Origin of the sequence: Catenulispora yoronensis, from assembly GCF_039531695.1 — a bacterium.
In the GTDB taxonomy this organism is placed as follows: domain Bacteria; phylum Actinomycetota; class Actinomycetes; order Streptomycetales; family Catenulisporaceae; genus Catenulispora; species Catenulispora yoronensis.
The window spans coordinates 103,184-129,870 of the sequence record NZ_BAAAQN010000029.1 but is presented as its reverse complement, the minus strand read 5'-3'; the positions used below and the strand labels follow the sequence as shown (position 1 = coordinate 129,870).

Annotated in this window: 22 protein-coding genes; 9 read left to right on the top strand and 13 right to left on the bottom strand. The window is 70.0% G+C overall.

Annotated elements, in window-relative coordinates; all coding sequences use genetic code 11:
- Positions 1–110: 110 nt before the first annotated feature.
- Positions 111–3,104 carry an AfsR/SARP family transcriptional regulator gene (locus tag ABD481_RS23610; RefSeq protein WP_344667918.1) on the top strand — a complete coding sequence of 998 codons (2,994 nt, stop codon included), beginning with the start codon at positions 111–113 and terminating at the stop codon, positions 3,102–3,104.
- A 124-nt stretch (positions 3,105–3,228) separates the two neighbouring features.
- Here the strand turns inward: ABD481_RS23610 and sigJ are convergent, their stop codons facing one another.
- A complete protein-coding gene (gene sigJ / locus ABD481_RS23605; RefSeq protein ID WP_344667917.1) occupies positions 3,229–4,209 on the bottom strand; it encodes an RNA polymerase sigma factor SigJ in 981 nt (326 codons plus the stop codon).
- 156 nt (positions 4,210–4,365) lie between these two features.
- Between sigJ and ABD481_RS23600 the strand changes: the two genes are divergently transcribed.
- Both ABD481_RS23600 and ABD481_RS23595 read left to right on the top strand, forming a co-directional pair.
- Positions 4,366–4,995 (top strand): LUD domain-containing protein, encoded by a 630-nt coding sequence (locus tag ABD481_RS23600; RefSeq protein WP_344667916.1) that lies wholly within the window; start codon positions 4,366–4,368, stop codon positions 4,993–4,995.
- Positions 4,996–5,140: 145 nt separating this feature from the next.
- On the top strand, positions 5,141–5,338 hold the full coding sequence (locus ABD481_RS23595; RefSeq protein ID WP_344667915.1) for a DUF1059 domain-containing protein: 198 nt from the start codon (positions 5,141–5,143) through the stop codon (positions 5,336–5,338).
- Between the two features lie 195 nt (positions 5,339–5,533).
- On the opposite strand, the gene ABD481_RS23590 is transcribed toward ABD481_RS23595, so the two are convergent.
- Positions 5,534–6,232, bottom strand: a complete 699-nt coding sequence (locus tag ABD481_RS23590; protein ID WP_344667914.1) for a B3/B4 domain-containing protein — start codon at positions 6,230–6,232, stop codon at positions 5,534–5,536.
- A gap of 192 nt (positions 6,233–6,424) precedes the next feature.
- Here ABD481_RS23590 and ABD481_RS23585 point away from each other — a divergent pair, with 192 nt between their 5' ends.
- Positions 6,425–8,488, top strand: a complete 2,064-nt coding sequence (locus ABD481_RS23585) for a phosphocholine-specific phospholipase C (RefSeq protein WP_344667913.1) — start codon at positions 6,425–6,427, stop codon at positions 8,486–8,488.
- Positions 8,489–8,699: 211 nt separating this feature from the next.
- On the opposite strand, the gene ABD481_RS23580 is transcribed toward ABD481_RS23585, so the two are convergent.
- From ABD481_RS23580 to ABD481_RS23565, 4 genes are all read right to left on the bottom strand, one after another.
- Positions 8,700–9,878, bottom strand: a complete 1,179-nt coding sequence (locus tag ABD481_RS23580) for a ribosomal protein L7/L12 (protein ID WP_344667912.1) — start codon at positions 9,876–9,878, stop codon at positions 8,700–8,702.
- Between the two features lie 75 nt (positions 9,879–9,953).
- Positions 9,954–10,556 (bottom strand): DUF3592 domain-containing protein, encoded by a 603-nt coding sequence (locus tag ABD481_RS23575; RefSeq protein ID WP_344667911.1) that lies wholly within the window; start codon positions 10,554–10,556, stop codon positions 9,954–9,956.
- A gap of 156 nt (positions 10,557–10,712) precedes the next feature.
- On the bottom strand, positions 10,713–11,696 hold the full coding sequence (locus ABD481_RS23570; protein ID WP_344667910.1) for an RNA polymerase subunit sigma-70: 984 nt from the start codon (positions 11,694–11,696) through the stop codon (positions 10,713–10,715).
- A gap of 18 nt (positions 11,697–11,714) precedes the next feature.
- Complete coding sequence (locus tag ABD481_RS23565) at positions 11,715–12,707, bottom strand: zinc-binding dehydrogenase (RefSeq protein WP_344667909.1); 993 nt, start codon at positions 12,705–12,707, stop codon at positions 11,715–11,717.
- A gap of 486 nt (positions 12,708–13,193) precedes the next feature.
- On the opposite strand from ABD481_RS23565, the gene ABD481_RS23560 reads away from it, so the two are divergent.
- A complete protein-coding gene (locus ABD481_RS23560) occupies positions 13,194–13,772 on the top strand; it encodes a DUF1062 domain-containing protein (RefSeq protein ID WP_344667908.1) in 579 nt (192 codons plus the stop codon).
- A 167-nt stretch (positions 13,773–13,939) separates the two neighbouring features.
- Positions 13,940–14,575 carry a TetR/AcrR family transcriptional regulator gene (locus tag ABD481_RS23555; RefSeq protein ID WP_344667907.1) on the top strand — a complete coding sequence of 212 codons (636 nt, stop codon included), beginning with the start codon at positions 13,940–13,942 and terminating at the stop codon, positions 14,573–14,575.
- A 4-nt stretch (positions 14,576–14,579) separates the two neighbouring features.
- Here the strand turns inward: ABD481_RS23555 and ABD481_RS23550 are convergent, their stop codons facing one another.
- The gene (locus ABD481_RS23550) at positions 14,580–15,452 is read right to left on the bottom strand and encodes a hypothetical protein (protein ID WP_344667906.1); all 873 of its coding nucleotides are present in this window, start codon (positions 15,450–15,452) and stop codon (positions 14,580–14,582) included.
- A 144-nt stretch (positions 15,453–15,596) separates the two neighbouring features.
- On the opposite strand from ABD481_RS23550, the gene ABD481_RS23545 reads away from it, so the two are divergent.
- Both ABD481_RS23545 and ABD481_RS23540 read left to right on the top strand, forming a co-directional pair.
- On the top strand, positions 15,597–17,306 hold the full coding sequence (locus tag ABD481_RS23545; protein WP_344667905.1) for a serine/threonine protein kinase: 1,710 nt from the start codon (positions 15,597–15,599) through the stop codon (positions 17,304–17,306).
- A gap of 35 nt (positions 17,307–17,341) precedes the next feature.
- Positions 17,342–18,202 carry a class I SAM-dependent methyltransferase gene (locus tag ABD481_RS23540; RefSeq protein WP_344667904.1) on the top strand — a complete coding sequence of 287 codons (861 nt, stop codon included), beginning with the start codon at positions 17,342–17,344 and terminating at the stop codon, positions 18,200–18,202.
- Positions 18,203–18,256: 54 nt separating this feature from the next.
- On the opposite strand, the gene gad is transcribed toward ABD481_RS23540, so the two are convergent.
- The 5 genes from gad to ABD481_RS23515 form a co-directional block, all read right to left on the bottom strand.
- Positions 18,257–19,654 (bottom strand): glutamate decarboxylase, encoded by a 1,398-nt coding sequence (gene gad / locus ABD481_RS23535; RefSeq protein WP_344667903.1) that lies wholly within the window; start codon positions 19,652–19,654, stop codon positions 18,257–18,259.
- Between the two features lie 130 nt (positions 19,655–19,784).
- The gene (locus ABD481_RS23530; protein ID WP_344667902.1) at positions 19,785–21,305 is read right to left on the bottom strand and encodes a sugar ABC transporter ATP-binding protein; all 1,521 of its coding nucleotides are present in this window, start codon (positions 21,303–21,305) and stop codon (positions 19,785–19,787) included.
- 31 nt (positions 21,306–21,336) lie between these two features.
- The gene (locus ABD481_RS23525) at positions 21,337–22,413 is read right to left on the bottom strand and encodes a sugar ABC transporter substrate-binding protein (protein ID WP_344667901.1); all 1,077 of its coding nucleotides are present in this window, start codon (positions 22,411–22,413) and stop codon (positions 21,337–21,339) included.
- A 19-nt stretch (positions 22,414–22,432) separates the two neighbouring features.
- Entirely contained in the window at positions 22,433–23,491 is a 1,059-nt protein-coding gene (locus ABD481_RS23520) for an ABC transporter permease (protein WP_344667900.1), read from the bottom strand.
- A 303-nt stretch (positions 23,492–23,794) separates the two neighbouring features.
- Complete coding sequence (locus ABD481_RS23515; RefSeq protein WP_344667899.1) at positions 23,795–24,751, bottom strand: AraC-like ligand-binding domain-containing protein; 957 nt, start codon at positions 24,749–24,751, stop codon at positions 23,795–23,797.
- Positions 24,752–25,001: 250 nt separating this feature from the next.
- Between ABD481_RS23515 and ABD481_RS23510 the strand changes: the two genes are divergently transcribed.
- The gene (locus ABD481_RS23510; protein WP_344667898.1) at positions 25,002–25,928 is read left to right on the top strand and encodes an AraC-like ligand-binding domain-containing protein; all 927 of its coding nucleotides are present in this window, start codon (positions 25,002–25,004) and stop codon (positions 25,926–25,928) included.
- Between the two features lie 65 nt (positions 25,929–25,993).
- Here the strand turns inward: ABD481_RS23510 and ABD481_RS23505 are convergent, their stop codons facing one another.
- Entirely contained in the window at positions 25,994–26,596 is a 603-nt protein-coding gene (locus ABD481_RS23505) for a CGNR zinc finger domain-containing protein (RefSeq protein ID WP_344667897.1), read from the bottom strand.
- Between the last annotated feature and the right edge of the window lie 91 nt (positions 26,597–26,687).

The window sequence follows — 26,687 nt, the reverse complement described above, 5'->3', positions numbered from 1 at the left end:
CCACCCCCCTCACCCCAATCTGCACACCAAGCAAGCCCCCAATGCACAAATGGCAATTCCCATCCACCCCCCAACAGTCCATGCTGGACCCCGGGGGAGAGGATGTGCCGATGCCATCGGGGGCGGAGCGACTCGAATTCCGACTGCTCGGCCCATTCGAGGTCGCCGCGGACGGCCAGGCGGTGTACCTGGGGGGACCGCAAGTCCGCGGCGTCCTCGCCCGCCTCCTGGTCGACACCGGCCGCACCGTCAGCCTGACAGCCCTGGTGGAAGAACTATGGGGCGGCCGCGCGCCGCACGACGCCGCGCGCACCGTCCGCACCTACGTCTCCCGCCTCCGCAAAGCCCTGATCCAGGCCTCCTACGTCCTCGACGTGCTCCTCACCCGCGCGCCCGGCTATCTGCTGCAGACTGATCCCGAGGCCGTCGACTTCCTCCAGTTCGAACGTCTCGCCGAGACCGGGCGCCGTACATTGGAAGCCGGACGTCCACAGCCGGCCTTCGACCAGCTCACCGAGGCACTGAACCTCTGGCGCGGCGCGGCCTTGGCAGAGTTCGACGACATGCCGGTCCTCAGCACCGAGGCGGCACGCCTGGAGCGTCTGCGACTCTCAGTCATCGAAGACCGCAACGACGCCGCGCTCGCCCTCGGCCTGGACAGCCGCATCGGCCCCGAGGTGGAGAACCTGGTCCGCGTGCACCCGATGCGCGAGCGGCTGTGGGGCCAACTCATGACAGTGCTCTATCGCTCGGGTCGCCAAGCCGAAGCTCTCGCCGCCTTCCGGGACGCCCGCGCCGCGATGGTCGCCGACCACGGCGTGGAGCCCTCGCCCGCCCTCGCCGACATCCATGCACGGATCCTGCGTCAGGACCCCAGCCTCGACACCCTGGCCGCCATCACCCTCACCGCACCAGCAACGCCACCAGCGGCCCCAGCATCAATCTCGGCATCAATCTCGGCATCGATCTCGGCTTCGATCTCAGCGGCAACGCAAAAGGCGGCTCCACTACCAGCCCCGCCAGCCCCGCCAGCTCCACCATCCGCGACCCCACACCCCCACCGCCCCCCAGCCCAACTCCCTCTCGACCTCCGCGACGTAGCCGGCCGCGACGACGAGCTCACCCTCCTCAACACACTTATCAGGCCCCTCAAAGATTCCCCCACCCCCACCCCCACCCCCACCACCATCTCCGTCCTCTCCGGCACCGCCGGCGTAGGCAAAACCACCCTCGCCGTCCACTGGGCCCACCGCACCGCCCCCGCCTTCCCCGACGGCCAGCTCTACGTCAACCTCCGCGGCTACGCCCCCGGCGGCGTCGCGACCGACCCCTCCGAAGCCCTGCGCGGCTTCCTCGACGCCCTCGGCGTCCCGCCCGCCTCGATCCCCGCGGGCCTGGCCTCGCAAGCCGCCCTCTATCGCAGCCTCCTGACCGGCAAGCGGATCCTGATCCTGCTCGACAACGCCCGCGACGCCGAACAGGTCCGGCCGCTCCTGCCCGGCTCGCCCGGCTGTCTGACCCTCGTCACCAGCCGCGACCCGCTCGCCCCGCTGGTCGCCGCCGAGGGCGCGATCCCGGTGCCCGTCAGCCTGCTGTCCCCGGCCCGCTCCCGCGATCTGCTGATCCGGCGCCTCGGCCGGTCCCGCGCCGTCAGCGACACCCACGCCCTGGAGCGCATCGTCAACCGCTGCGCCGGCCTCCCGCTCGCCCTGGCGATCGCCTCCGCCCGGATCGCGCTGCGCCCCGACTTCCCGCTGGCGGTGTTCGCCGACGAACTGGCCGAGGCCGGAACCCTGGACGCCCTGGACGGCGGCGACGCCTGCACCGATCTCCGTTCCCTGTTCTCCTGGTCCTGTCGCACCCTCAACCCCGACGCCGCGCGCCTGTTCCGCCTGCTCGGCCTGCACCCCGGCCCCGATCTCGACGTCCACGCCGCGGCCAGCCTGGCCGCCGTCCCGCCCGGCCGGGCCCGGCGGCTGCTGGCCGACCTGTGCCGGGCCAGCCTGATGACCGAGCACGTCCCCGGCCGCTACACCTTCCACGATCTGCTGTGCGCCTACGCCGGGGAGCTCGCCGCCAGCGAGGAGACCGCCGCCGCCAGACACGAGGCCCGGCACCGGATCTACGACCACTACCTCCACAGCGCCCACGCCGCCGACCGGAGTCTGGGTCCCCGCCTGGCGCCGATCACCCTCGATCCGCCGCCGCCCGGCGTCGTCAGCGTCGAGCCCGGCAACCACCGCGAGGCGTCGGCCTGGTTCACGGCCGAGCACCGCGTCCTGGTCCGCGCCGTCACCCATGCTCGCGCCGAGGGCTTCGACCGCCAGGCCTGGCAGCTCGCGCATGTCTGCACCAACTTCCTGCATCGCCGCAATCTGTGGCCCGATCTCGCCACGATCCACCGTGTCGGCGACGCCGCCGCCGAACGCCTCGGCGACGACGGCGCCCGCGCCTACGCCCTGCGCGGGCTGGGCCTGGCCGACCGCGGCCGCGGCGACCTCGACGGCGCCCAGCGCCTGATCCTGGCCGCCCTGGCCCTGTCCCAGCGGGTCGGCGACTCGGCGGCCCAGGCCCTGAGCTACCAGAGCCTGGCCTGGATCGCCGGCGCGGCCGGCAACGACCGGGAGGCGCTGGAACTGTCCGAACAGGCGCTGCGGATGTGCCGTCTGAGCTCCGGCGAACCCGGCGGGGAAGCGGTCGCGCTCAATGATGTCGGCTGGTTCCATGCCCGGCTCGGTGAGTACGAGCAGGCGCTGGCCTGCTGTCAGCCGGCGCTGGCGCTGCTGCTTCTGGCCGACGACGAGTACGGCCAGGCCCACACCTGGGACAGCCTCGGCTACATCCACCGCCACCTGGGCGACCACACCAGCGCCGTCGCGTGCTATCGCAGGGCATTGCGCCTGTTCCGGGAGAGCGGGGACCACTACAGCGAGGCCACCGGCCTGACGTATCTCGGCGACGCGCACCTCTCGGTCGGCGACGTCGACGCGGCCGACGCGGCGTGGCGGAAGGCGCTGCGCACGCTCGACCGCCTCGGGCATCCCGACGCCGTGCGGCTGCGCAGCCGCCTTCAGGCGCTGGACGCGGTCGGGTGCCCGGTCTGAGCTTCCTCAGCCCACTGCCGTGCCCCTCAGCCCTCAGCCGTCAGCCCTCAGCCCTAAGCCCTAAGCCCTAAGCCCTCGGCCCTAAGCCCTCGGCCCTAAGCCCTCGGCCCTCGGCCCTCGGCCCTCACCCCACCGTCCACTGCCGCAGCTTCGCAGGGTTCCGCATCACCCAGATCCGCCGGATCGAATCACCCACGATGTCGAACGCGAACACCGTCACCGTGACGCCGTCCTGCTCGGCCACCAGCCCCGGCTGGCCGTTGACGGTCCGCTCCAGCAGCGCCATCGACTCCGGCATCCGCTTGGCGATCTCGATCCAGCCGCGGGCGATCTGCTCGCCGCCCTCGATGGGGTCCAGGAACGCCGGCGCCAGGCCGCCGCTGTCCGCGATCGCCGTCGCCTCCGGATCCAGCAGGCCGATGATGGCGGCGATGTCCTTGGCCTGCCACGCCGCCTTGAACTCCCGCACGACCCGGGCCCGCCGTGCCGACGGCGTCGCAGAGGTCTGCGCCGCCCGGATCCGGCGCCGCGCCGAGGACGCCAGCTGGCGGCACGCGGCCGGAGTACGGCCGGTGACGTCGGCCACGGCGGCGAATGGGTAGCGGAACACGTCGTGCAGGATGAAGGCGACGCGTTCGGCCGGCGTCATCGCGTCCAGGACCACCAAGAACGCCATGCCGACCGACTCGTCGAGGGTGATCCGGTCCGCCGGGTCGCCGCCCGCGCCGGACGTCCGCACGCTCGTCCACTCGGCCGGCTCGGGCAGCGGCTCCGGGATCCAGTCGCCCACGTAGGTCTCCCGCCGGGCCCGAGCCGATCCGAGCAGGTTCAGGCAGATCCGGCTGGCGACCGTGGTCAGCCAGGCCCCGGGGGAGTCGATGGCGTCCCGCTCCGGCGCGGACATCGAGTACCAGCGGGCGTAGGTCTCCTGGACCGCGTCCTCGGCCTCGGCGACGGTGCCCAGGAGCCGGTAGGTGAGGTTGATCAGCTGCCGCCGCTCGCGCACGACCTCGTCCGCGACCACATCTTCGACCACATCTTCGACCACATCTTCGGCCACAGAATCGGCCACATCTTCGGCCGCGTTTTCGAACTTATCGTCCATGGCCGTGCTGGCTCCCTCGATCGGATCGGCCCGTCATCGGTCCGACAAGACAGCCCGCCGGATTGTGAGGTCCTGACCGGCCGCGCCTCACATCTCCGGACGCCATCTTGTCGGACTTGATGACCCGAGCACATCACCATGCAAGCAGGAGGCACCATGACGACCCCGATCCCGGCCCCGCTGTTCACCGACGTGGCGTCGGCGGAGAGCCTGGACCGGACGGCCGCCGCGCTGACCGAACACGGCTTCGCCGTCGAGATCCTGGACAACGCCGAGGCCGCGCGGATCCGCATCAAAGAACTGATTCCCGAGGGCGCTCTGGTGTTCACCGGGGCCAGTGAGACCCTGCGCCTGTCCGGCATCGACGACGACATCAACACCAGCGGGCGCTACGACTCCCTGAAAGCGCGATCCGTCCAGATGGACCGCGCCACGCAGCGCAACGACATCTGGCGGAGCCTGGCAGTGCCCGACGCCATCGTGGGCAGCGTCGCCGCCGTCACCGAGACCGGGTCCCTGGTGGTCGGCTCGGCCAGCGGCAGCCAGATTCCCGGCTACGCCGGCGCCGCGCCCCGCGCGATCTTCGTCGTCGGCGCGCAGAAGGTGGTGCCCGACGTGCCTTCCGCGCTGCGCCGCGTTGAAGAACACTGTCTCCCCTTGGAGAACGAGCGGGCCATGAAGGCCTACGGAGTGCCCAGCGCCCTCAACCGCGTCCTGATCATCAACGCCGAGACCGAGCCCGGACGGGCCACGGTCCTGCTCCTGCGCGAGGCCATCGGCTTCTGAACCGCCCCCGAGCGGCACCACGCCGCATCACCTGAATGCAGTAGCCCCGGTCGCCCGGCCCGCTCGTCCACTGTCTAATGGGGCGCGCGGGCCGCCCCGGCGCGCCGCCGAGGTGGCGACGACCCCGAGGAAAGGGGCACCCACCATGACCCGGAAAGTAGCCGACTGCCGTGAATTCCCGAGCGAGGTCGGCTGCACGCTGACCATCGCCGGCGAGGAGCAGGAAGTCATGGACGCGGCGACGATGCACGCGGTCGCGGTCCACGGCGAGAGCGACACCCCAGAGTTCCGCGAACAGCTCCGCTCGGTGCTGGCGGACGAGAAGGTGCCGGTCGCGCACTGAGCAATCCCGTCCCACTATCGGGGGACTCACCCTCCTATCAGGGGACTCACCCTCGACCACGGCGGCGTCGGCACAGAGCCGTCATCGAGCTGGGCGGCCCGCGGATGCCCCTCCGCGCGGGCCGTCCTTTCCGTGCCAGCACCCTTCCATCGCCAGCACGTTATCGCCGTTTGCTCTTGCGCCGTTTGCTCTTGTTTATGCCGAAATCGTGAACCGCCGCTCCACCGACGTCAGAATCGTCGAGTCCGTATTCACCTGCCACGCCTCCGCCACCGCGTCGGCCAACGTCTTCATCAGCGAAGCGACATCCTCCGCCGCCGACGCGTGCATCGCCTCGGACACGATCAGCACCCGCGACGTGGACTCGCGGACCGCCGACCGGCCGCTCTGCCGATTCGTCCACCGGCGCGCGTGCGCGCGGCCCTCGGCGTCGGCGAAGATCAGCTCGCGCGGCTCCGGATTCTCCGACGTACCGGCGAAGGTGAGGTAGTCCTCGTCGCCGGCGGCGTGCCGGACTTCCAGGAAGCCGGCCACCTCGTCGAGGTCGAAGACCCCGACCGGGATCGCGTACGCGACCGACACCGCGTTGCACAGATCGATCAGCGGGTGGATCCGCGGCAGGTCGCCCTCCTTGCGCAGCCGTCGGAGCAGCGCCTCGGACGCACAGCGGTATTGCGTGGGCTTCAAGCCCATCTTCGTGAAGGTCTGTCGCCAGGCCTTGATCTCGGGCAGATCGGACTCGGTGCCGTCGGCCAGCCGCGCCTTGGCGGCCCCGACGAACTGCGCCACCCGCGCGTCGACATCGGCGGTGGGTGTGATTCCGCTGGTGGTGATCGCGGCCGCGACCAGTTCGGGGTATTCGGACCAGACGTCCTCGGCATGCTGGAAGTACATGCGCCCAGCTTTACCGCACCCACGCGCGCCGGCGACAGGACCAATCCGGGGTCTTGACCCAGTACCAACCGTTCACAATGCTTCACGCTCCTGCTACCTGGTACCTGGGCGCCGGACATTCGGCGGCTCAATATTCCCCGTGCGCACCACCCCACCCCACCCCACGCACCCCCACCTGTAGGAGGTCCCCCCGTGGCGCCTGTCTCTCGCCGCACCTTCCTCGGCTCCGCCGCCGCCCTCGGCGCGACCATCGGCCTGGAGGGCCTGCCGGGCTCGACGCCGTCGGCCGCCGCCGCCGCGACCGGCACCATCCGCGACGTCAAGCATGTCGTGGTTCTGATGCAGGAGAACCGCAGCTTCGACCACTACTTCGGGAGCCTGAAGGGCGTGCGCGGGTTCGCCGACCGCGCCACGGTCCAGCTCTCCGGCGGCTACTCGGTCTTCAACCAGCCGAACGGCTCCGGCCGCCAGTACCCGTGGCAGCTCTCGAACACCAACACGTGGTGGTGGGGCACCACGAAGGAGCAGCTGGCGCAGTGCGACGGGTCCCTGGACCACAGCTGGTCCAGCCAGCATGGGGCGTGGAACAGCGGCAAGATGGACAACTGGATCTCCGCCAAGGGATCCAACCGCACCATGGGCTTCCTCAACCGGTCCGACATCCCGTTCCACTACGCCCTCGCCGACGCGTACACCGTCTGCGACGCCTACCACTGCTCGATCCTGTCGGCGACCGGCCCGAACCGCACCTACCTGTGGTCCGGCATGATCGACCCCAACGGCACCGCCGGCGGCCCGGCCTACGACGGCGGCTCCGAGTCCGGCCTGACCTGGCAGACCTACGCCGAGGCGCTCCAGAACGCCGGCGTGTCCTGGCGCGTGTATCAGAACGCGAACGACAACTACGGCGACAACGGGCTGGCCTACTTCAAGCAGTTCTCCGGCGCCGCCAGTTCCAGCCCGCTCTACCAGCGCGGCATGGGCTCGGTCCCGGCGGCCAGCGGCTCCACCCCGGACGACATCGCCGCCGCGATCAAGGCCGACGTGCTCGGCGGCACCCTGCCCCAGGTGTCGTGGGTGGTCGCCAACCAGGCGTTCTCCGAGCACCCCGACGCCCCGCCGAACGACGGCGCGCACTTCGTCAACCTGATCATCCAGGCCCTGGCCGCCGACGCGAACACCTTCAACTCCACCGCGCTGTTCCTGAACTACGACGAGAACGACGGCTTCTTCGACCACGTTCCGCCGCCGGTCGCGCCGTCCGGCACCGCCGGGGAGACGACCCAGGGCGCGCCGATCGGCCTGGGCTTCCGGGTCCCGATGATCGTGGTGTCGCCGTGGACCCGCGGCGGCTGGGTCGACTCGCACGTCTACGACCACACCTCGGTGATCCGGTTCCTGGAGACCTGGACCGCGGCCCTCGGCACCCCGGCCGCCTGCCCGAACATCAGCGCTTGGCGCCGCCAGGTGTGCGGGGACCTCACCGGCGCCTTCGACTTCGCCAACCCGGTGAACGGCCTGCCGGCGCTGCCGGCCACCAGCACCGTGATCGGGCAGTCGTTCTGCAACGCGCAGATCAACCCCAGCCCGGCGAACAACGCCCAGCCGACGCAGGAGAGCGGCACGAAGCCGGCGCGCGCCCTGCCCTACCAGCCGAACGCGTGGGTCGACCACATCGAGTACGACGCCAACGGGCAGGTGCTGGTCTGGCTGGAGATGGCGAATCAGGGCCCGCAGGCGTCCGCCGCCGCGCACTTCTCGGCGTACGCCAATGCCTATCGCACCGGCGGGCCGTGGCAGTACACCGTCGCTCCTTACAGCAACGGCGTCGACGGCACAGTGAAGGACTTCTTCAACGTCGGCACGAACTACGGCAACGGGCAGTACGACCTCACGGTTGTCGGTCCGAACCGGTTCCTGCGCCGCTTCGTCGGCAACGCCAACGGCAGCGGGGCGACCGCGGAGGCCGGCACGTACTACGCGGCCGCGCCGAACACCGGGCAGCAGGCGGTCTGGTTCAAGATGACCAACACCGGGACCAGCACCGTCACGTTCACGATCACGTCGACCAACTACCGGACCGACGGCCCGTGGACCTATCAGGTCGCGGCCGGGGCGACGGTCAGCGACTACTTCAACGCGGTTGCCTACAACAACGGGTGGTATGACTTCACCGTCACGGTGAGCAGCGACTCCTTGTGGAGCCGGCGCGCCACCGGCCACCTTGAGACCGGCGCCGCGAGCGTGACCGGCTGATCGCTGCCGACCGGTTGAAGGAAGCGCGAGTGCCCGGCTGGCTGTGCGACTGCCGGCCGGGCACCGACGACGAGAGCAGGCACGGGTCCGGCGGTGCGCAGGTGTCCGCGCCGTCGGTGACGATCACCACCGAGCGCGGCCCGGTCGCCGGCAGCTGCTTGGCCGCGGTCTGGAGCGCCAGGCCGATCGGCGTCGGCCACCACCTACCGTCCTACCGATGGTCACGCCGCCGAGCGGACCGAGCCACCGCCACCGCCCCGGCCTGCCGAAGCAGCGCCACCGCTCTGGTCGCGGTCTCCGGATCCACTGCTTCGAGCAGCACATGCGGAGGCCGGTCGACCAGTTCCTTCGCTTCCTTCAGACCAAGGGTCGTCAGCTCGCGGACGGCTTTGATGGTGGGGATCTTGGCCTTCCGATCGACGGACTGGATGATGACGTCGATCCGGTCCGACACCGCCGAGGACATCGGATCCGCGAGAGCGGGAGCGGACACGGTCTCCATCGCCACCGTCGCCACTCCCACCACCGAGCCCCGATTCACCACGTCCCACCCGGCCACCATCGTCGTCGGCACCGTCCCCAACGACCGCAGCGCGTCCGCTGCGGCCTCCGCGCTCGGGCGGCGTCCGGGGTCCTTCACCAGCAGCTGCTCGATCAGCATCGTCAGCGGACCCGCGTTGCGCAGCACCGGGTGCTGCTCGAACGCCACCGCCGCCATGGTGGCCGTCATCGACTCGCGGCGGAACGGCGAATAGCCCTCCAGGGCCTCGAACAGGGTCACGCCGAGCGAGAACAGGTCGCCGGCCGGCAGGTTGGCGTTCGGGTCGGCGCCGAACCGCTCCGGGGCCATGTACTCCAGCGAGCCGACCACTGTGCCGGTCGCCGTGAGCGAGGTGTCGTCGCGGTGCTTCGCGATGCCGAAGTCGGCCAGCAGCACCTGTCCGCGCCGGGTCAGCATGATGTTGGCCGGCTTCACGTCCCGGTGCACGATGCCGAGCCGGTGCGCGGCGCCGAGCGCCTCCAGCACGCCCCGGGCGATCTCGGCGGCCAGCGGCTGGTCCAGCCGCGTCCGGCGCTCCAGCTCCTGCGCCAGCGAGTCGCCGTCGACCAGCCGCATCACCACCCAGGGCAGGCCGTGCTCGGTCACCACGTCGTGGACGGCCACCACGTTCGGCTCGTCCCGCAGGGCCGCGGCGCTGCGGGCCTCCCGCTCGGCACGGGCGATCAGACCGGCCTGCATGGCGGCCGAGGACTCCGGGGCGATCCTGATGCGCTTGATCGCGACCGGAACGTCCAGACGCTCGTCATGCGCCCGCCACACCTCGCCGAAACCGCCAGCGGCGATGAGGTCGAGCAGTCGGTAGCGGCCGCCGATCAAACGCTCCGGCACCTGAACCCCCAAGCCGTCGGTAAGCGATGGTGATCGCCACCTTACTGCGGCTCACAAGACGCGTTACAGCATGCCTCAGAACACTACGAACCACAGCGCGAAGCCGACCGCGGTCGAGGCCAGCGCGTACCACTTCGTCCGCTTGGTAGCGGGGTGCACCGGCTTCTTCGGGCGGCTCTCCTCCGGCGCGGTGTCGATCGCCGCCAAGGCGATGCGCTCGACCCACTCGGCGCCCGGGTCGGCGCGGACCGTCACCTCCCACGGCCGGTGCGGGTCGTAGTCGACCACGACGTTGCGGCCCTCCCGGTAGCGGTCCAGATCCATCAGGTTGACCGAGGGCCGCGCGTTGGTCCGGAACGCCCGCTTGCCCTCCGGCGCGACGGTGAGGTCCAGCTCGACCGGGAAGTTCGGGCCCTCGCCGACCGCGCGCGAGGACTCGATCCGGGCCGCGGCCGCCTCGGTCGGGCCGGCGGCGGAGAGCCCGAGCCGCTTGTGCTGGCCGCCCAGCAACGCCCCGATCCCGGCCAGTCCGGTCCACGGGACGAGGTTGATCCCGACGACGAACTCGACGACGCCGGAGGCGTCGGGCGACCCGAGCTTGGTGGCGCCGACGGCGACCGCGCCGAGCTCACCGCCCGCGAGCACCCACAGCACCAGCCCCAACCAGAATAAGAACACCGGCCCCCCAGAATCGTTCCCGATCAGGCCCCGAGCCTGATGATCGTGCACAATACCTCGGCCTGGTCGGCGTCGGTGCCGGGAACGAATGAACGAGACATTAAGGGCTGTCCACTATGACGTTCGCGCCCCGCGTGCTCCACGACCTGGAAGTCGCTAGACCACATCGCCGAACCCGAACAGCGCGACCAGCCCCGGATCGTGGAACGCGACGACCCGCGCGACGCCGTCGGCTGTCGCGGCCAGCACCACGACGCCGTTGGCGTGCAGGATCCCGTCGGCCTCCCGGTGGTAGATGACGGCGGCGGGCTGTCCGTTGGCCGTGGTGGCCAGCAGCCGCCAGTCGCCGGGGGTGCCGAGCACGTGGGCCGCGAGCAGATGAAGGCACTGAGTCCGGCCGGACCGCCAGTCGGCGAAGGGCGTCGCCTCCAGTGTTGCGTCCGCGCGCAACACCTGCTCCAGCAGGCCCGCGTCGGAGTGTTCGAAGGCTGCGATATACCCGTCGAGCAGCGCCCGGGCCCGCTGGTCGGTCGGTTCGAGCAGGTCCTCGGGCACCGGATCCAGTTCCTCCAACCGGGCGCGCGCTCGTTGCAGACCGCTCTTGACGGCCGCGACGGTGGTTCCGAGGATCTGCGCGGTCTCGGCGGCCGAGAACGCCAGCACCTCGCGCAGGATGAGGATGGCGCGCTGGCGGGCCGGAAGGTGTTGCAGGCTGGCGATCAGGGCCAGCCGCAGCGATTCGCGGGCCACGACCACGGCGGCCGGATCGCCCTCGGGCGGGGCGGTCCAGCCGTCGGGCAGCGGTTCGAGCCAGGTGGCGTGCGCCGGGGCGACGGGGCTCGCCGCGTGGTCGGGTCCGTCGTGGGGCCCGGCGAGCCCGGAAGGCAGGACCCTGATTCTGCGCGACTCCAGGGCCGACAGACAGACGTTGGTGGCGATTTTGTAGAGCCAGGACCGCATGGAGGCACGGCCGTCGAAGCCGGCGTAGCCGCGCCAGGCCCGCAGGTAGGTCTCCTGGACCAGGTCCTCGGCGTCGTGGGCGGAGCCGACCATGCGGTAGCAGTGCGCCAGCAGCTCGCGGCGGAACAGTTCGGTGTCGGCCGCGAACCGTGCTTGCGGCGGGGCCTCCGTGCTGTGCATCTCGGTGCCTTCGGCTCGTCAGGGGCGCAGGGCCAGTTTGCCGACGGTTCGACGGCCTTCGAGATCCAGCAGCGCCGTCCCGCCGTCGGCCAGATCGTAGGCGGTGGGCTCGGAGGGAACGAGGACGCCCGCCGCGACGAGCGCCGCCATCTCGCCCACGATCTCGCCGAACATCTGTGGCGCGGTCGCGATCAGGACGCCGATGTTGAGGCCGATGACGTGGACCTGGTGCCGGTAGACCAGATCCCAGTTGGTGACCGCGGCCTCGCCCCCGGCCAGCCCGAGGACCACCACCCGGCCGGTCACCCGCTTCGCGGCGGCCAGACTGGCTTGGAACGTGGCGCCGCCGTTGGTCTCCAGCACGAGGTCCGCGCCGGCGCCGTCGGTCAGGCTCAGCACCTGCGCGGCGAGGTCGTCGGCGTTCGCGTCCACCACATGGTCGGCGCCGAGGGACCGGACCACCTCGTGCTTACTCGGCGACGCCGCCCCGATGACCGTCGCGCCGTAGTGCTTGGCGATGGCGACCGCGGCGCGACCGGTAGCGCCCGCGGCAGCGTGGACCAGGACGGTCTCCCCGGCCGCCACCCGGCCCATCGGCTTGAGCGCCGCCAACGCCGTCGGCCAGTTCACCACCAGGCCCAGCGCCTGCCCGCTGCTCCACCCGGCGGGGACCGGAACGGCGCCGGCGGCCGGTAGCAGCAGGTACTCGGCGAAGGCGCCGTCTCCGACGCCGACCACCGGGGTTCCCAGCGCCGGCCAGGTCACGCCGGGGCCGACCGCGACCACCTTGCCAGCGGCTTCGAACCCTGCGATGTAGGGAGGCTGCGGGCCGTTCCGGAACGTGCCGCGGGCCCTCGACAGGTCGGCGAAGTTCACCCCGGCGGCCTCCACCCGGATCAGCACTTCGCCGGGGCCGGGGACCGGTACCGGGGCGTCGCTGACCGACCGCATGTCCTGCGGTCCCATCAGCGACGTCTGCTCCAGGGCCCGCATGGTGGTGGGAACACTCACGACTATCAGCTCTCCATCCTCGGTTCGGCACGTCCCGTCGGCGGGTGTGCCGTCGGCTGTGTAGACCGGGGCCGCGGAGAAAAGGAATCGGTGGGCAGGTCGGTGGGTGGTCGCGCGTATAGGTCCGGTGAATAAATCAGTGGCACCTCGTCGTCACCGTGTACTACCGTCGCGCCGTCAACCGGGTCACGCCAGGCCACGCCGCAGGCGACCGGATCCTTCGTCCAGGACGGGCCGTTGTACACCAGCTGAGACGTTCATCGCGCCGAGCAGGCACGTCGCCGAATGACGGCTGACGTACCCGCGGCCGTGTAGCGCGCGTTCGCGCTGCCGGTCCGCTGCCGCACGCCTATCACCTCGTGCCCTCGGCAGGTCATCGACGTCCGGGCTGCCCTTCCCTGGCAACCGTGCGCCGAGCCGGTGCCGCACCTCGCTGTGCGCCGCCGACGTCTCAACGAGATCTCGTAGCAGATCGGCCATTTCCTGGTGCCCGAAAACACCTTCGCCGTGCGCGCCTCCACCCGGTGGTACGTACGCCCGCACGCCCTCCCGACCATCCGCCGCCGCTGCCGCGCCTGTCCCTCGACAGAGCTCCGGACCCAGGGCCGCTTCCGCGTCAACGCGAACCACAAGCTGCTCGATGTCTGGCTGCTGGCACTCTGCGTCGCGTGCGGGGACACCGCCAAGCTGACGGTCCTGGAACGCGGGCAGGTCCGCGCCATCGACCCGGCGATGCTCGCCGGTTTCCACGCCAACGACGCGGCCCTCGCCGCCCGCCTGCTGACCGATCCGCAGCTGGCGCACCGCAACGGCCTCACCCTCGACTGGTCCGAAGCCTGGAGGCTCGACATGGACCCCATCGAACTTCCGAAAGCCGACATCCTCGATGTCGACGTCACCTTCACCCATCGCATCCCGCTGCGCACGACGACCCTCATCGCCCTCGGTCTGGACGTCCCCCGCGCCGAGGTCACCAGGCACATCGCCACCGGACGCCTCACCTCCGCCGAGAAGCTGACCGGCCGCCGCGCGCGGGATTTCAGCTTCGTGATGCGGTGGGAGTGAGGAACTCCTGATGGTGGCTCTGTGAGGATGTCGAGTTAGCCGGAAAACAGACAATTGAGTCAGACGGACACACCGTCGCGGTCAGGTACCTGGTGCCTGGCCGTGATGGCGGCCGCCCCCTGGAATGTGCACCCGTCGCCACGCGCAGTAGACGTATGCTCCCGTGCATGACTGCTGCGCGGCTTCCTCGCAAGCGCGACCGCGCTGTGACTCGTGAGGTGATCCTCCAGGCCGCGGTGGTGGAGTTCACGTTGCACGGCTATGCCCGGGCGGGAGTGCGGCAGATCGCGCAGCGGGCCGGGGTGACGGCGATGCTGATCAACCGGTACTTCGGGTCGAAGGAAGGGCTGTTCGCTCAGGCGGTCGAACGGGCGTTCGGTGTGTCGGCGGTCAAGGGCGCGCCCGAAGGGCTGCTGTCCTCGGGTATCGCGCGCTCCATCTCCGAAGGGAACGCGCCCGGCGACGAGGAACCGGACCCGTTTCTGCTGATGGTCCGATCGGCGCAGGATCCTGAGACGTCCGACGCGCTGCGCCGAGGCGTCGAGGCGTTGCTCGAATCGCGGATCGCGGCGGGGGAGTGGCAGGGTCCTGAGGCTGAGCTGCGCGCCGAGCTCGGTTTGGCATTGGTGGCCGGAACCTGGTTGATGCGCTCGGTGATCGGCACTCCGGCGCTGGTCGGCGCCGACGACGCGCGGGTCGCCGATTTGCTGGCGGGCATGCTGGGAGCGGTGGCCGGCGGGGACGACCGGCTCGGCCGGGCCGAGCGTTCGGATCGGGCTGAGTGCTCCGACCGGGCGAGCTGACCGGTCAGCCACGCCGCCCGAACAACCCGCGCTTCCTGGCGCCCAGCATCAAATCGGCACCTGTCGCCGGAGTCTGCCGGTACTCACCCCGTAGCACCCGCCGCACCAACTCCACATCCGAACTGCCCGGCAGGCTCCCGTAGCCGGTCGCCGACCACAGCGACCGGTCCTGCGGCACTGCGAAATAGGGCACTTCGACCAGTTCCCGCGTCCGCCGCCGGACCCGGACGCTGATCGCCACCGGCACGATGTCCAGCGGCTGGTCCGTCTGGCTGCGCCGTCGGCAGTCCGCGCACATCGGGACCACCGCCCCCTTGTTCCACACCTGGGCCTGCCGCCGCCGCTTCCGCGGAGTATGGGAGGGATCCGGGGCCTTGGACGCCACACCGTGCATCGGGTTGTAGAAACAGCGGGTCCTGCGACGCGGAGCCTGCTTTCCCTGGTTCCGCGCGACGGCGCCCGCGAAGTGCGTCGAAGCGATGTCGACCAGCGCCGATACCCCGGCCAGCTCCACGGGCTCCTTGGCGTCGTCGAACAGCTTTCCCGCTGCCGAGTAGGCGTCGAGCGCCAGCAGGTATTCGCGGGTCGCTTGACTCTCGCCGTAACGCAGAGCCAACTCCGAGGCGGCGAGCTTCTCGCCGACCGCCACCAGCTGCGGCTCCACATGAGCGCGCAGACTCTCGCACAGCGCAGCCCAGCGCGCGGGATCGACGCGGCGCAAAGCGATCGTCTTGACCGGCTTCTCCACCGGAACGGGCTTCGGACGGCCGACGTCGGCGGAACCGTCCCAGACATAGCGCTTCCAGAACCATTGCAGCCGGGCGGTGAAGCCCCGGGGTTTACGGGACGACGAGCTGTGGTTCTTTCGCCCTGGCACAGCTCAAGGCTAGCGATGTCCAACCGCCGGCAGAAAGATTATTTCGGTGGCGAAGACGTCACGGTGGGCTGTGGCAGGGGTCGGGCCGTGGGAGCCTTGGGAGGCTGAGTGCATAGGAGCCTGGAAGCCAAGGATCGCAGGGGGATGGCTGTGTGGGTGGGGGATAACGCTGCCGAGCGCGTGATCGCCGGGAGGTACCGGCTGATCGCCGCGATCGGCACGGGCGGGATGGGCCGGGTCTGGGAAGGGCTGGACGAGCAGCTGGATCGGCGCGTCGCGCTCAAAGAGGTCGGGATCCCGCAGTCGTCGGAGGCCGAGCGCGAGACCCAGGTCGCCAGGGCCCTGCGAGAGGGACGCACGGCGGCGGCGCTCGCCGACCATCCGAACGTCGTTCCGGTGTACGACGTCGTGATCGAGGACGGCGCGCCGTGGATCGTGATGCAGCTGGTGCGGGGCCGGTCGCTGCGCGACGTCCTGGCGGCCGGACCGCTGGCGCCGGAGCAGGTGGCGATCATCGCGGACGGGATGCTGTCCGCGCTCGGGGCGGCGGACGCGGCCGGGGTGGCGCACCGGGACGTCAAGCCCGGGAACATCATGCTGGCCGACGACGGCCGGGTGCTGCTGACCGACTTCGGCATCGCGAAGCGGAGCGGCGACACCGGGTTGACCAGCACGGGGTTGTTCGTCGGCACGATGGAGTACACGGCGCCGGAACGTGTCGACGGGCACGGCGGGGGACTGGCGTCGGACCTGTTCTCGCTGGGAGTGACGCTCTACCACGCGGTGGAAGGCGTGTCGCCGTTCCGGCGCGAGAACATGCAGGGGACGCTCACCGCGGTGCTGATCGAGCCGCTGCCCGCGATGCGGCGCGCCGGCGGCGACTTGAAGACGTTGATCGAGGCGCTGACGCTGAAGCAGCCGGGTGACCGGCCCGACGTGGCGCGGGCCCGGGCGCTGTTGGCGGGCGGCGGGACCTGGGGCGGCGGCGCGAGCGGGAGCCAGAGCGGGACCGGCGGCGCGAGCGGGACTGGTAACGGGACCGGGACTGGATTCGGGAGCGGGACTGGTTTTGGGAGCGGGACTGGAGTCGGAAGCGGAAGCCGAAGCGGAAGCGGCAGCGTCGGCGGCGTTTCGGCTCGCACCTTCTACGACCAGCCTTCGGCGACCGTGTCCCAGGAATTCCCACTGGGCTATGTGGCGCACGCGCCGATCGTGGTCGAGGCTCCACTCCAGCCGCGCCTGCTCCGCCGCAGGGCGCTGACGATCGCCTCGTCGGTCTGCGGCGTGGCGCTGGTCGTGGGCGGCGTCGTGGCCCTGACCGGCGGGCTGAGCAGCAGCGGCAGTACCTCACAGGTCGCCACTGGCGGGAGCACGATCTCCACGTCGGCCAGCAGCTCGTCCGCCGGAGCGAACCCCCCGGCCCCCGACTCGCCGACCTCCAAAACGGCGCTGGCTCCTCCGGTCCAGGGTTCGCAAGGAAAGATCACAAACGTCTCCAACAGCCTGTGCATCGACACGAACGGTCCCCAGGCGACCGGCATCGCCGTCCAGGTCCGCACCTGCGGCAACTTCAGCGGCCAGACCTGGGCCTACGACGGGACGAGCCATCGCCTCGCCAACACTCCGACCGGGTTCTGCATGGACACCGGTCCGTCGCCGGCCAGGGGCTCGGCTGTGGTCCTCAGCCAGTGCGGCGGATACGCGGTTCAGCAATGGACGTATGACAATGCCACTGGTCACATCACTAATCAGAGCAGCGGCCTGTGCCTTGACACCGCCGGGGCTCCGGCCAACTATGTCAATCTCGTGCTGAATCCGTGCGGGAACTACACCGGTCAGATCTGGCGCATGTGAACAGTGTTCTGCGATCGACCACCCAGGAGGACACCGTGACCGGCCCCGACACTGGCCCTGACACTGGCCCCGACACCGGCCCCGACACCGGCCCCGACAAAGCCTTCACCGGTTCGATTCCGAGGTTCTACGAGGAGTACTTCGTACCGCTGATCTTCGAGCCGTACGCCGTCGACCTCGCGAACCGCGTAGCGGCGCGACCCGTGACCCGGGTCCTGGAGATCGCGGCCGGCACCGGCGTCGCGACGCGGCATCTGGCTTCCGCCCTGCCGGACAGCGTCTCCATCATCGCCACGGACCTGAATCAGTCGATGCTCGATCTGGCCGCCGAGACCGGCACTTCGCGGCCCGTGCAGTGGGGTCGGGCGGACGCCACCGACCTGCCGTTCCGCGACGGCGAGTTCGACGCGGTCGTGTGCCAGTTCGGGTTCATGTTCCCGCCGGACAAGGTGGCGGCCTTCGCCGAGGCGCATCGTGTGCTCGGGCCCGGAGGCGCGCTGTTCTTCAACGTCTGGGACCGTATCGAGGACAACGAGTTCGCCGATGTGATCACCAGATCGTTGGAGGCTGTCTTCCCCGACGACCCGCCGCGGTTCCTGGCCCGCACTCCGCACGGTTACCACGACGTCGGCGTGATCGAACGGGATCTGCGGGCAGCCGGGTTCGCCACCACGCCAGAGGTCACCACCCTCACCGAGCGGAGCCGCGCCGATTCCGCACGGGTTCCCGCCATCGCGTTCTGCCTCGGATCGCCGCTGCGCAATGAGATCGAGGACCGGGACGCGGCGCGGCTCGACGACGCGACGGACGTCGCGGAGGCGGCGATCCTTCGCGAGTTCGGGGCGGGAGCCGTCGACGGAAAGATCCAGGCCCATGTCGTGGTGGTCGAGCGCTGAGGAACTCGGGTCAGACGCGGCGGACCGCACCCGCTCACTCGGTGAACCGCTCGCTCAGTGATGGAACCCCGCCGGTGCCGCCCGGTCCGGCAGCGGGGCGGTGAGCCGGTCCAGGGCCGCGACGGCGATCCGCACGTCGTCCAGCAGGAGGTCCGCCAGGTCCATGCTCAGGCCGTTGCGGACTACGACGCGCTGCACCGTCACGTCCGAGAGGTTGTCAGGCATCGGATACGCGGGCACCTGCCAGCCCTTGGCCCGGAGCCGGTCCGACAGGTCGTAGAGGGTCCAGTTGTCGGTGTGGTCGTCCTTGAGGCGCCAGGCGAACACCGGGATGTCCGTGCCGTCGTTCCACAGCTCGAACGCGTCCATGGCGTCCACCCCGGCCGCGAGATAGCGGGCCACGTCCTGGCTGGCCTGCTGGACCTCGCGGAAGCCCTCACGGCCCAGGCGCAGGAACTGGTAATACTGCAACAGAACCTGGGCGCCCGGGCGGGAGAAGTTCAGGGCGAAGGTCGGCATGTCGCCGCCGAGGTAGCTGACGTTGAACACCAGGCTCTCCGGCAGGAGGTCGCGCCGGCGCCAGACCACCCAGCCGAGGCCGGGGTATACGAGTCCGTATTTGTGCCCTGAAGTGTTGATCGAGTGCACGCGGTCGATGCGGAAATCCCATTCCAACGGCGCCTGGAGGAACGGCGCGATCATCGCGCCGGAGGCGCCGTCGACGTGGATGGGGATGTCCAGGCCGGTGGTGCGTTGGATCTCGTCCAGCGCGGCGGCGATGGCCGTGATCGGCTCGTACATGCCGGTGTAGGTGACACCCATGATGGCGACCACGCCGATGGTGTTCTCGTCCACGTAGTCGGCCAGGCCGTGGCCGTCGAGCGTCTTGTGCTCCTCGGTGATCGGCACGTAGCGGGCCTCGACGTCCCAGTAGTTGCAGAACTTCTCCCAGACCACCTGCACGGCCGAGCTCATGACGAGGTTGGGGCGGTCGGCGGGCTTGCCGGCCTTCCGGCGCGCCTCCTGCCAGCGGCGCTTGAAGGCCAGGCCGCCGAGCATGCAGGCCTCGGAGGACCCGACGGTGGAGCAGCCGATCGCCGCCGCCGGGTCGGGCGCGTGCCAGAGATCGGCGAGGATGCGCCAGCAGCGCTCCTCCACGGCGGCGGTGGCCGGATACTCGTCCTTGTCGATCATGTTCTTGTCGAGGGTCTCGGCGTAGAGCTTGCGCGCCGGGTCCTCCATCCAGGTGGTCACGAAGGTGGCCAGGTTCAGGCGCGCGTTGCCGTCGAGCATCGCCTCGTCGTGCACCACCTGGTAGGCGGTCTCCGGCAGCATGCGGTCCGCGCCCAGGCGGTACCGGTCGATCACGCGGTCCTCGCCGGGGCGGGCGAACAGCGGGTTGATGGTGATCGAGGAGTCGGAGCCCCTGCGCGGACCTGGGCGAGTCACCACGGCGTTCCCCTTCGGCGCGACCTGCACGAATGCGTCAAACGTGGCATGCGTGCCGGTCGGCTGCCATCGGTGCCGCCGTTCGGTCGACGGCGCAGTTCGGTCGATGGCGCAGTTCGATCGAGGCCGCTGTTCAGTCGATGGCGCCGGTGTTCATGGCTTGCAGCAGCGTGTGCTGGTCGATGTCGGGGCGGTGGAGGGTGGCGCAGAGCCGGCCCCGGTGCAGCACCAGGACGCGGTCGCACAGCTCGGTCAGTTCCTCCAGGTCGGTGGAGCAGAGCAGGACGATCGTGTCGGTGCGCGCGGCGGCGCGCAGCAGCGCGTGGATCTCGGCCTTGCCGCCGATGTCGACGCCCCGGGTGGGGTCGTCGAGCAGCAGGGCCGAGGGCTGGGCGGCGAGCCACTTGGCCAGCACGACCTTCTGCTGGTTGCCGCCGGAGAGCAGGTCGCAGCGGATGTCGACGCTCGCGGCGCGGATGTGCAGGCGGGAGACCAGCTCCGAGGCGCGTCGGCGCAGGACGTTCTTGTGGACCAGCACGCCGTCGCGGGACAGGGCCACGGAGCGGACCTGGGCGACGTTCTCCCACAACGGCTTGTCCAGCATCAGCCCGATGCGGCGGCGGTCGCCGGAGACCAGCGCGACGCCGGCCTGGATGGCGCGTTTCAGGCCGTTCTGCCACGGCCGGCCGCCGGGCAGCGTGACCGTTCCGGCGCTGGGCCGGCGCAGCCCGGCGAAGACCTCCAGGACCGTGGTGTGGCCGGAGCCGAACAACCCGGCGATGCCGACGATCTCGCCGGGCCGGGCGCTGAGGGTGATGTCGTGGAGCCGCCCGGGGACCTCGACCCCGTCGAGTTCGAGGACGCGGTCCGGGTCGGCCGCCGACGGCGGTGGGACCAGCTCGGCGACCTCATCGGCCTTGGCCCCGTTGCCTTCGCGCGGACCCAGCATGGCCGCGACGATCTGCGGGAGGTCGAGGTCCGCGCGGGGGACGCCGTCCAGGACGGTGCGCCCGTCGCGCAGGACCGTGATCTCGTCGCAGAGGGTCAGGACCTCTTCGAGGATGTGCGACACGAACACGACGGCGACCTCGCGCTCGCGCAGCACCCGCAGGATGTCCAGCAGGCGGGAGGCGCTGGCCTGCTCCAGCGCCGAGGTGGGCTCGTCCAGGATGAGCACCCGCGGATCGGTGATCAGGGCCTTGGCGATCTCCACGAGCTGCTGCTGGGCCAGGGACAGGTCCCCGACCAGGCGGCGCGGGTCGACGTCGAGGCCGAGCTGGGCCAGCACCGGCTCGGCCTTGGCGAGCATCGCCGGCCGGTCGCGGAACGGGCCCCGCTTCAGCTCCCGCATGGGATAGAGATTGCTGAGCACGTCGAGATCCGGGAACAGGTTCAGTTCCTGCGAGACCACCGCGACGCCGTGCTGCGCGGCCTGCGCGGTGGACGAGAACGCCATCGGCCGGCCGTCCAGGTGGATCGTGCCGTGGTCCGGCGCCACGGCGCCGGACACCACCTTGATCAGCGTGGACTTGCCGGCGCCGTTCTCGCCCAGCAGCGCGTGCACCGAGCCGGAGTGGACGGTCAGGTCGGCCTCCCGCAGCGCTGCCACGCCGCCGTAGGACTTGCCCATTCCGCGAATCGTCAACGTGCTCATGAACAGCGGCCCTTCCGTCAGTCCTGGTCCGTCAGTTGGCCTGGTTCATCGGCTTGAGGTACTGGGCCGGATCGGCCAGCTGCTTCTTCACCTCGGCGGCGAACCACGCCTTGCGGGACGCCTCACTGCTCTGCCGGTCGATGATCTGGTCGATGTTGTCGGAGTTGATGATCAGCGATCCGGTGTTCCACCAGCCCTGCGGGAGGGCCTGGCCGGTGGAGGCGTGCTGGGCCAGCAGGGCCAGGGCGACGTAGCCCTTGAGCCAGTGCTCGGGGGAGGCCAGCGCGGCCGCGTAGCCGTTCTTCACCGCCTGCAGCGCCTGCGCGTCCGGGTCGCAGGACCCGACCAGGAACTTCTTGCCGGTGTTCTTCTCGATCAGAGCCAGCGACACCGCGTCCGAGGCGCCCGCACCCAGGTAGGCCACCGCGTTCGGGTGCGCCTTGACCAGGTCGTTCCACTTGTTGAAGTTCTCCGTCGGCTCCGAGCCGGAGTCGAACGGGCCCAGGACGGTCAGCGTGGGCCGCTCGGCCTGGATCACCTGCTTCATGCCGTCGAGGCGCTGGCCCAGCAGCGCCAGGCCCGGGATGTCGTTGCCCAGGACCACCTCGCCGGTGGTGCCGACCGGGATGTGCTTGATGATCTCGGTGGCCAGGCTGCGGCCCAGCTCGGTGTTGCTGTTGCCGATGTACAGGCCGACCGCGGTGCCGTCCGGCGGCGCGGTGTCGACCGCGACCACCGGGACCTTGGCGTCCGAGGCCTGCTTCAGCGGCCGGACGAACAGGTCCGGGTTGAGCGTCTCCATCGCGATGCCGTCGGTGGAGGTGCGGGTCGCGGCCTGGAACTGCGACACCTCGGCCGGGCCGTCGATCTTCGGCGGCGCGCTCTCGGTCAGGTCCACGTTGCCGGCGTCCTGCGCGGCCGCCTTGGCCCCGAACGCCATCTCCTGGAACGGGTTCTGCGAAGTGGTGGAGTAGATGAAGGCGAGGTGCACGCGGCCGCCCTTGCCATGGCCGCTGGTCGACGAACTGCACGCGACGGTCGCGCTGAGGACGGTGGCGAGCACGCCGCAATTGCGGAGCACCTGCCGGGAACGCCGGGACGACAGCATTATTGACCTCCCTGGAAGACTATGACAATCCGAGTTCTGATTTCCTTGCCTTGCGCCGGCTCCGCAGCAGGCTGTCCACCGCGACCGCGAGCAGGACGACTATTCCGCTGGCGAACGAGCTCCAGTTCGCCGGAATGTTGAAGTACACCAATCCGCTCGACACGACGCTGAGCAGAATGGCACCGATCACCGCGCCGACGACGGTCGCGCTGCCGCCGCGCAGCGGGGTTCCGCCGATCACCGCGGCGGCGATCGCCTGGAGCTCGAAACCCGTGCCGACATTGGGGTCGCCACTGGTGAAGAACGCCAGACCGAGCACGCCGGCCAGCCCGCACAGCGCGCCGACCAGCACCAGCACCTTCACCCGGGTCCACGGCTGAGAAATGCCGGAGAACTGGGCCGCTTCAGGATTCGAGCCGATCGACCGCACTCGATAGCCGAAGGGCGTCAAGCGCAGGACGACGGTCAACGCCGCGGTCACCGCGATCAATATCCAGACACTTATCGGCAGGCCGAGGAACTTGCCGGCGAGAGTGTCGAAGAAAGAGTTGTTCAGCGGCAGACCGTTCACTTGCTGCCCGCCGGACAATGCCAGTGCCAGACCCCGATAGATCTGCATCGAGGCCAAGGTCGCGACGATCGCCGGGATCGCGATGAATTGCACGATCAGGGCGTTGACCAAGCCCATGGCGGCGCCGATGACGATCCCGGCCAGGCCGGCCAGCCACGGGTTGATCCCGGACCGGATCAGCAGCGCGGTCGAGATCAGCGACAGCCCGAAGTTCGCGCCCACGGACAGGTCGATCTCGCGCATGGACAACAGGAAAGCCATACCGCTGGCCAGCAAGGCGACATAAACAGAACTCTGAAGCATGTCGCGCAGCTGGCCCGCGTTGAAGAAATTGGGGTGCAGCGCGCCGATCAAGACGATCAGGGCGATCGTCGCGATCAACACACTGTTCGATTCGGCTTGGAAAAGTCTTCGCAACTGCGGTGGCACTCCGCGGGCGGGAGCGGTCATCGGCTGGTGCTTGCTCTTGTCCGCCGATTCGGCCTGGTCGGTCTGGTTCGCGGTCACAATACGGTCACCTGGCCTCTGCGTCGTTCTCGTGAGGACAGTCTGCTCAGGTGTGGTCTGAATCACTTGTCTGTGCGTACACAGCTCTTGTCCGCGCGGACACGACCGAGGTTCAGGACAATGGATTCAGAAGTGCCGAATGACCGGTTTTCGGGAACGACGAATAAAGGGTCAGCGCGGAGGAATCAGAATCGATCCGCGATGCGACCCTTGCAGGTGTGGACGGGGAAGCGGTCCCGGCGGGTGAACACGGCGATGCTTACGACGCTTGAGGGATCGCGTCAGTGGTACCGCTGTGCTCTGCTATTCCGCAGTGGGATGATCCGTCCCTTTGTTTCGCTTGTTCCGTGCGATTTCGGTCATGTTGCGATACTCGCGGGGCGGCATGCCGTAGGCGTTCTTGAACAGCTTGCTGAAATGCGCCGCGTCGACGAAGCCCCACCGGGCGGCGACCTCGCTGACCGCCGGAGCGGCCTCGGCCGGCGCGGTCAGGTCGTGGCGGCAGTGCTCCAGCCGCCGGGCCCGGATCCAGCGGGACGCGGTGGTGCCCTCGGCGCGGAACACCTTGTGCAGGTAACCGATGGAGACGTGCACCGCGGCGGCGATGTCGGTGGGGGAGAGGTCCGCGTCCGCCAAGTGCTCCTCGGCGAACGCCTGCATCCGCAGCAGCAGGGCCCGTTGTCCGGCCACGGGGTCGGCCGGACCGGTGCCGAGCTGATCGGCCAGGGCCGAGTTCACCAGGCCCAGCACGCTGTCCGCCAGGCGGATCGCCTGCGTCGCGGAGGTGTCGGCGACCGCTGAGGGCAGGCCGTTCAGCGTCGCGCCGAGCAACGCCGGCACGCCGTGCGCGCCGGGGATCCGGATCGCGGTCAGATCGGCGACGCGATCGGCCGGCAGCCGCAGGGCGTGCCGGGGGAAGGTCAGCGTCAGCATCCGGCAGCCGTCCTCGGCCAGGACCGACGACGGCCGGGCGGTGTCGTGCAGTGCCAGGTCGAACGGGTCGAGCCGGGCCTGCCGGCCGTGCTGCTCCACGACGCAGCGCCCCCGCACCGGCATGGTCAGCAGGTAGTGCGGGGCGGCGGTGTGCCGGGCGCCGAGGCGCGGGGCGCGGTGCTCCTGGCGGGTGTCCGCGCGGACCTCGGCGACGACCAGCTCGCCGAGCTCCAGCGTGCGGATCCGGCCGTCGAACCGGTCGGGCTCCCCGAGCGTGAGGACGGGTGGGGACACCGGAACGTCACGACGTCGAACCAGCGTGGTCATGCCTCCATGCTGCCCGGCCGGGAACGCGGTGTACGCGCACGGGCGCTGATTGTGCCGTCCTGGACAACCGGCCGTGCGGTCTGAGGCAAGAACTGGTTGCTCAGCGCCTACCAGTGGTAGTGCGGGCTCTGATACGCCTTCGCCGCGCGACGCCGGCTCCCGTTACCGCGAAGCTACTACTTGACGAGCAGACTGTATACGATACCGTAAATCTTGCGTCCGGCTTCGAGCATCGGCCAGGGGAGGACTCATGCCGGCAGCGGTGGACGACGTGCGGACGGCGAGACGGTTCGACGGATTCCGGGACCTGGTCTCCCACACGTTCGCACCGCTGCGCGTCGAGACGGCGGCACCCGGGCCGTTCGAAGGCCGGCTGCGCACCGTCGACCTCGGCGCGATCCGGGTCTGCCAGGTGAGCGCGACGCCGCACGAGGTCTTCCGCACGCCCGCGCTGATCGCCAGCTCGGACCCGGAGTGCTACAAGGTCGGGCTCCAGCTGCGCGGGCCGTGCCTGTTCACCCAGGGCGAGCGGGAAGCCGTCCTCAAACCGGGCGACTTCACGATCTACGAGACCGGTCGGCCTTATGCAATGCGTTTCGACCAGCCGTACCAGCAGCTGGTGCTGATGCTTCCGCGGTCGATGTTCCGCTTGCCGGGCAACCGGATCAGGGAGATCAGCGGCCGTCGGGTGTCCGGTGCGCAGGGCGTGGGCGCGGTGTTCTCGGCGTTGCTGCGCAAGCTGTCGGAACAGTTCGACGCCTTCAGCGGCTCGGGCGACGCCCGCCTCGCCGACAACATCCTGGACCTGCTGGCCACGGTCTACGCCGAGGATCCGGACGCGCCGGCCGTCGAGCGGCGACCGCTCCTGCTGACGATCCTGTCCTACATCGAGTGCCATCTCTCCGAACCCGACCTCACTCCGGACCGGATAGCGGCCGCGCACTACATCTCGACCCGCTACCTGCACAAGCTGTTCCACGAGGAGCAGACCACGGTCGCCGGCTGGATCCGGGAGCGGCGGCTGGCGCATTGCCGCCACGATCTGCGCGACCGGTCGCAGGCCAACCGCCCGGTGAGCGTGATCGCGGCTGGTTGGGGCTTCGCCGAACCGGCGCACTTCAGCAGGGTGTTCCGTGCCGCGTACGGGACGACGCCGAACGCGTATCGCAATGCTTAGACGCCGAACGCATATCACAGCATCTTGATACTCGGCGTGGGCGACTCATGTCCGGCGCCTCGGTTCTAATCGTGGCTCTTGGCCTTCTGTCGCGCGTAGTAAGCGCGGGCGCGGTTGCGATCGCCGCAGTCCTTGGTGTTGCACCAGCGGCGGTTCCGGCGCGGCGACGTGTCGAGGTAGACCCAGCCGCATTTGCGGTCTTCGCATTGGTGGAGGCGGTCCAGGTCGTCGCGCTGGGCCAGCGCCAGCAGGCCGCGGACGATGCGGTCGCGGGGCAGGCGCAGGTCGGTCTCCCGGTCCTGCCATTGCCAGCGGCCGTCGGTGTGGACCAGATCCGCCGCGGCGATCGCTGAGCGGTACATCGTCGCCAGGGCCGCGGCGGCTTCGGTGTCGTCCTCGAAGACGGCCGCGTAGAACTGCTCGCGCGCCTCGACGACCTGTCGCCGTTCCTGTTCGGCCCGGGCGTCGTCCTGGTCGGCCAGACCGCGCAGGGCCTCCGCCTCGGCAGCCGTGACCAGGTCGGACTCCGCGCACCAGTCGACGACGTCGGCGAACGACCCCAGCCGTTCGGCGCGCTCGTCGCCGCCGAGCCGCCAGTCGACGGTGTTGACCAGATCGAGCATGCGGTCGCCGGCGATGTGGCCGAACTTCACGACGACTCCTCTCATGGATGAAGTGATTATTGCATGTGAGAGGTTGGCGCTGGCATGCTTCATGGGCAATCGACGCGATACCCATGAGGAACAGATCCGGGAGGCC

Coding starts and splice junctions, on each gene's coding strand:
- ABD481_RS23610 (WP_344667918.1), top strand. CDS start 111: ATGCCATCGGGGGCGGAGCGACTCGAATTCCGACTGCTCGGCCCATTC.
- sigJ (WP_344667917.1), bottom strand. CDS start 4,209: ATGGACGATAAGTTCGAAAACGCGGCCGAAGATGTGGCCGATTCTGTG.
- ABD481_RS23600 (WP_344667916.1), top strand. CDS start 4,366: ATGACGACCCCGATCCCGGCCCCGCTGTTCACCGACGTGGCGTCGGCG.
- ABD481_RS23595 (WP_344667915.1), top strand. CDS start 5,141: ATGACCCGGAAAGTAGCCGACTGCCGTGAATTCCCGAGCGAGGTCGGC.
- ABD481_RS23590 (WP_344667914.1), bottom strand. CDS start 6,232: ATGTACTTCCAGCATGCCGAGGACGTCTGGTCCGAATACCCCGAACTG.
- ABD481_RS23570 (WP_344667910.1), bottom strand. CDS start 11,696: ATGCACAGCACGGAGGCCCCGCCGCAAGCACGGTTCGCGGCCGACACC.
- ABD481_RS23555 (WP_344667907.1), top strand. CDS start 13,940: ATGACTGCTGCGCGGCTTCCTCGCAAGCGCGACCGCGCTGTGACTCGT.
- ABD481_RS23545 (WP_344667905.1), top strand. CDS start 15,597: ATGGCTGTGTGGGTGGGGGATAACGCTGCCGAGCGCGTGATCGCCGGG.
- ABD481_RS23530 (WP_344667902.1), bottom strand. CDS start 21,305: ATGAGCACGTTGACGATTCGCGGAATGGGCAAGTCCTACGGCGGCGTG.
- ABD481_RS23525 (WP_344667901.1), bottom strand. CDS start 22,413: ATGCTGTCGTCCCGGCGTTCCCGGCAGGTGCTCCGCAATTGCGGCGTG.
- ABD481_RS23515 (WP_344667899.1), bottom strand. CDS start 24,751: ATGACCACGCTGGTTCGACGTCGTGACGTTCCGGTGTCCCCACCCGTC.
- ABD481_RS23510 (WP_344667898.1), top strand. CDS start 25,002: ATGCCGGCAGCGGTGGACGACGTGCGGACGGCGAGACGGTTCGACGGA.
- ABD481_RS23505 (WP_344667897.1), bottom strand. CDS start 26,596: ATGAGAGGAGTCGTCGTGAAGTTCGGCCACATCGCCGGCGACCGCATG.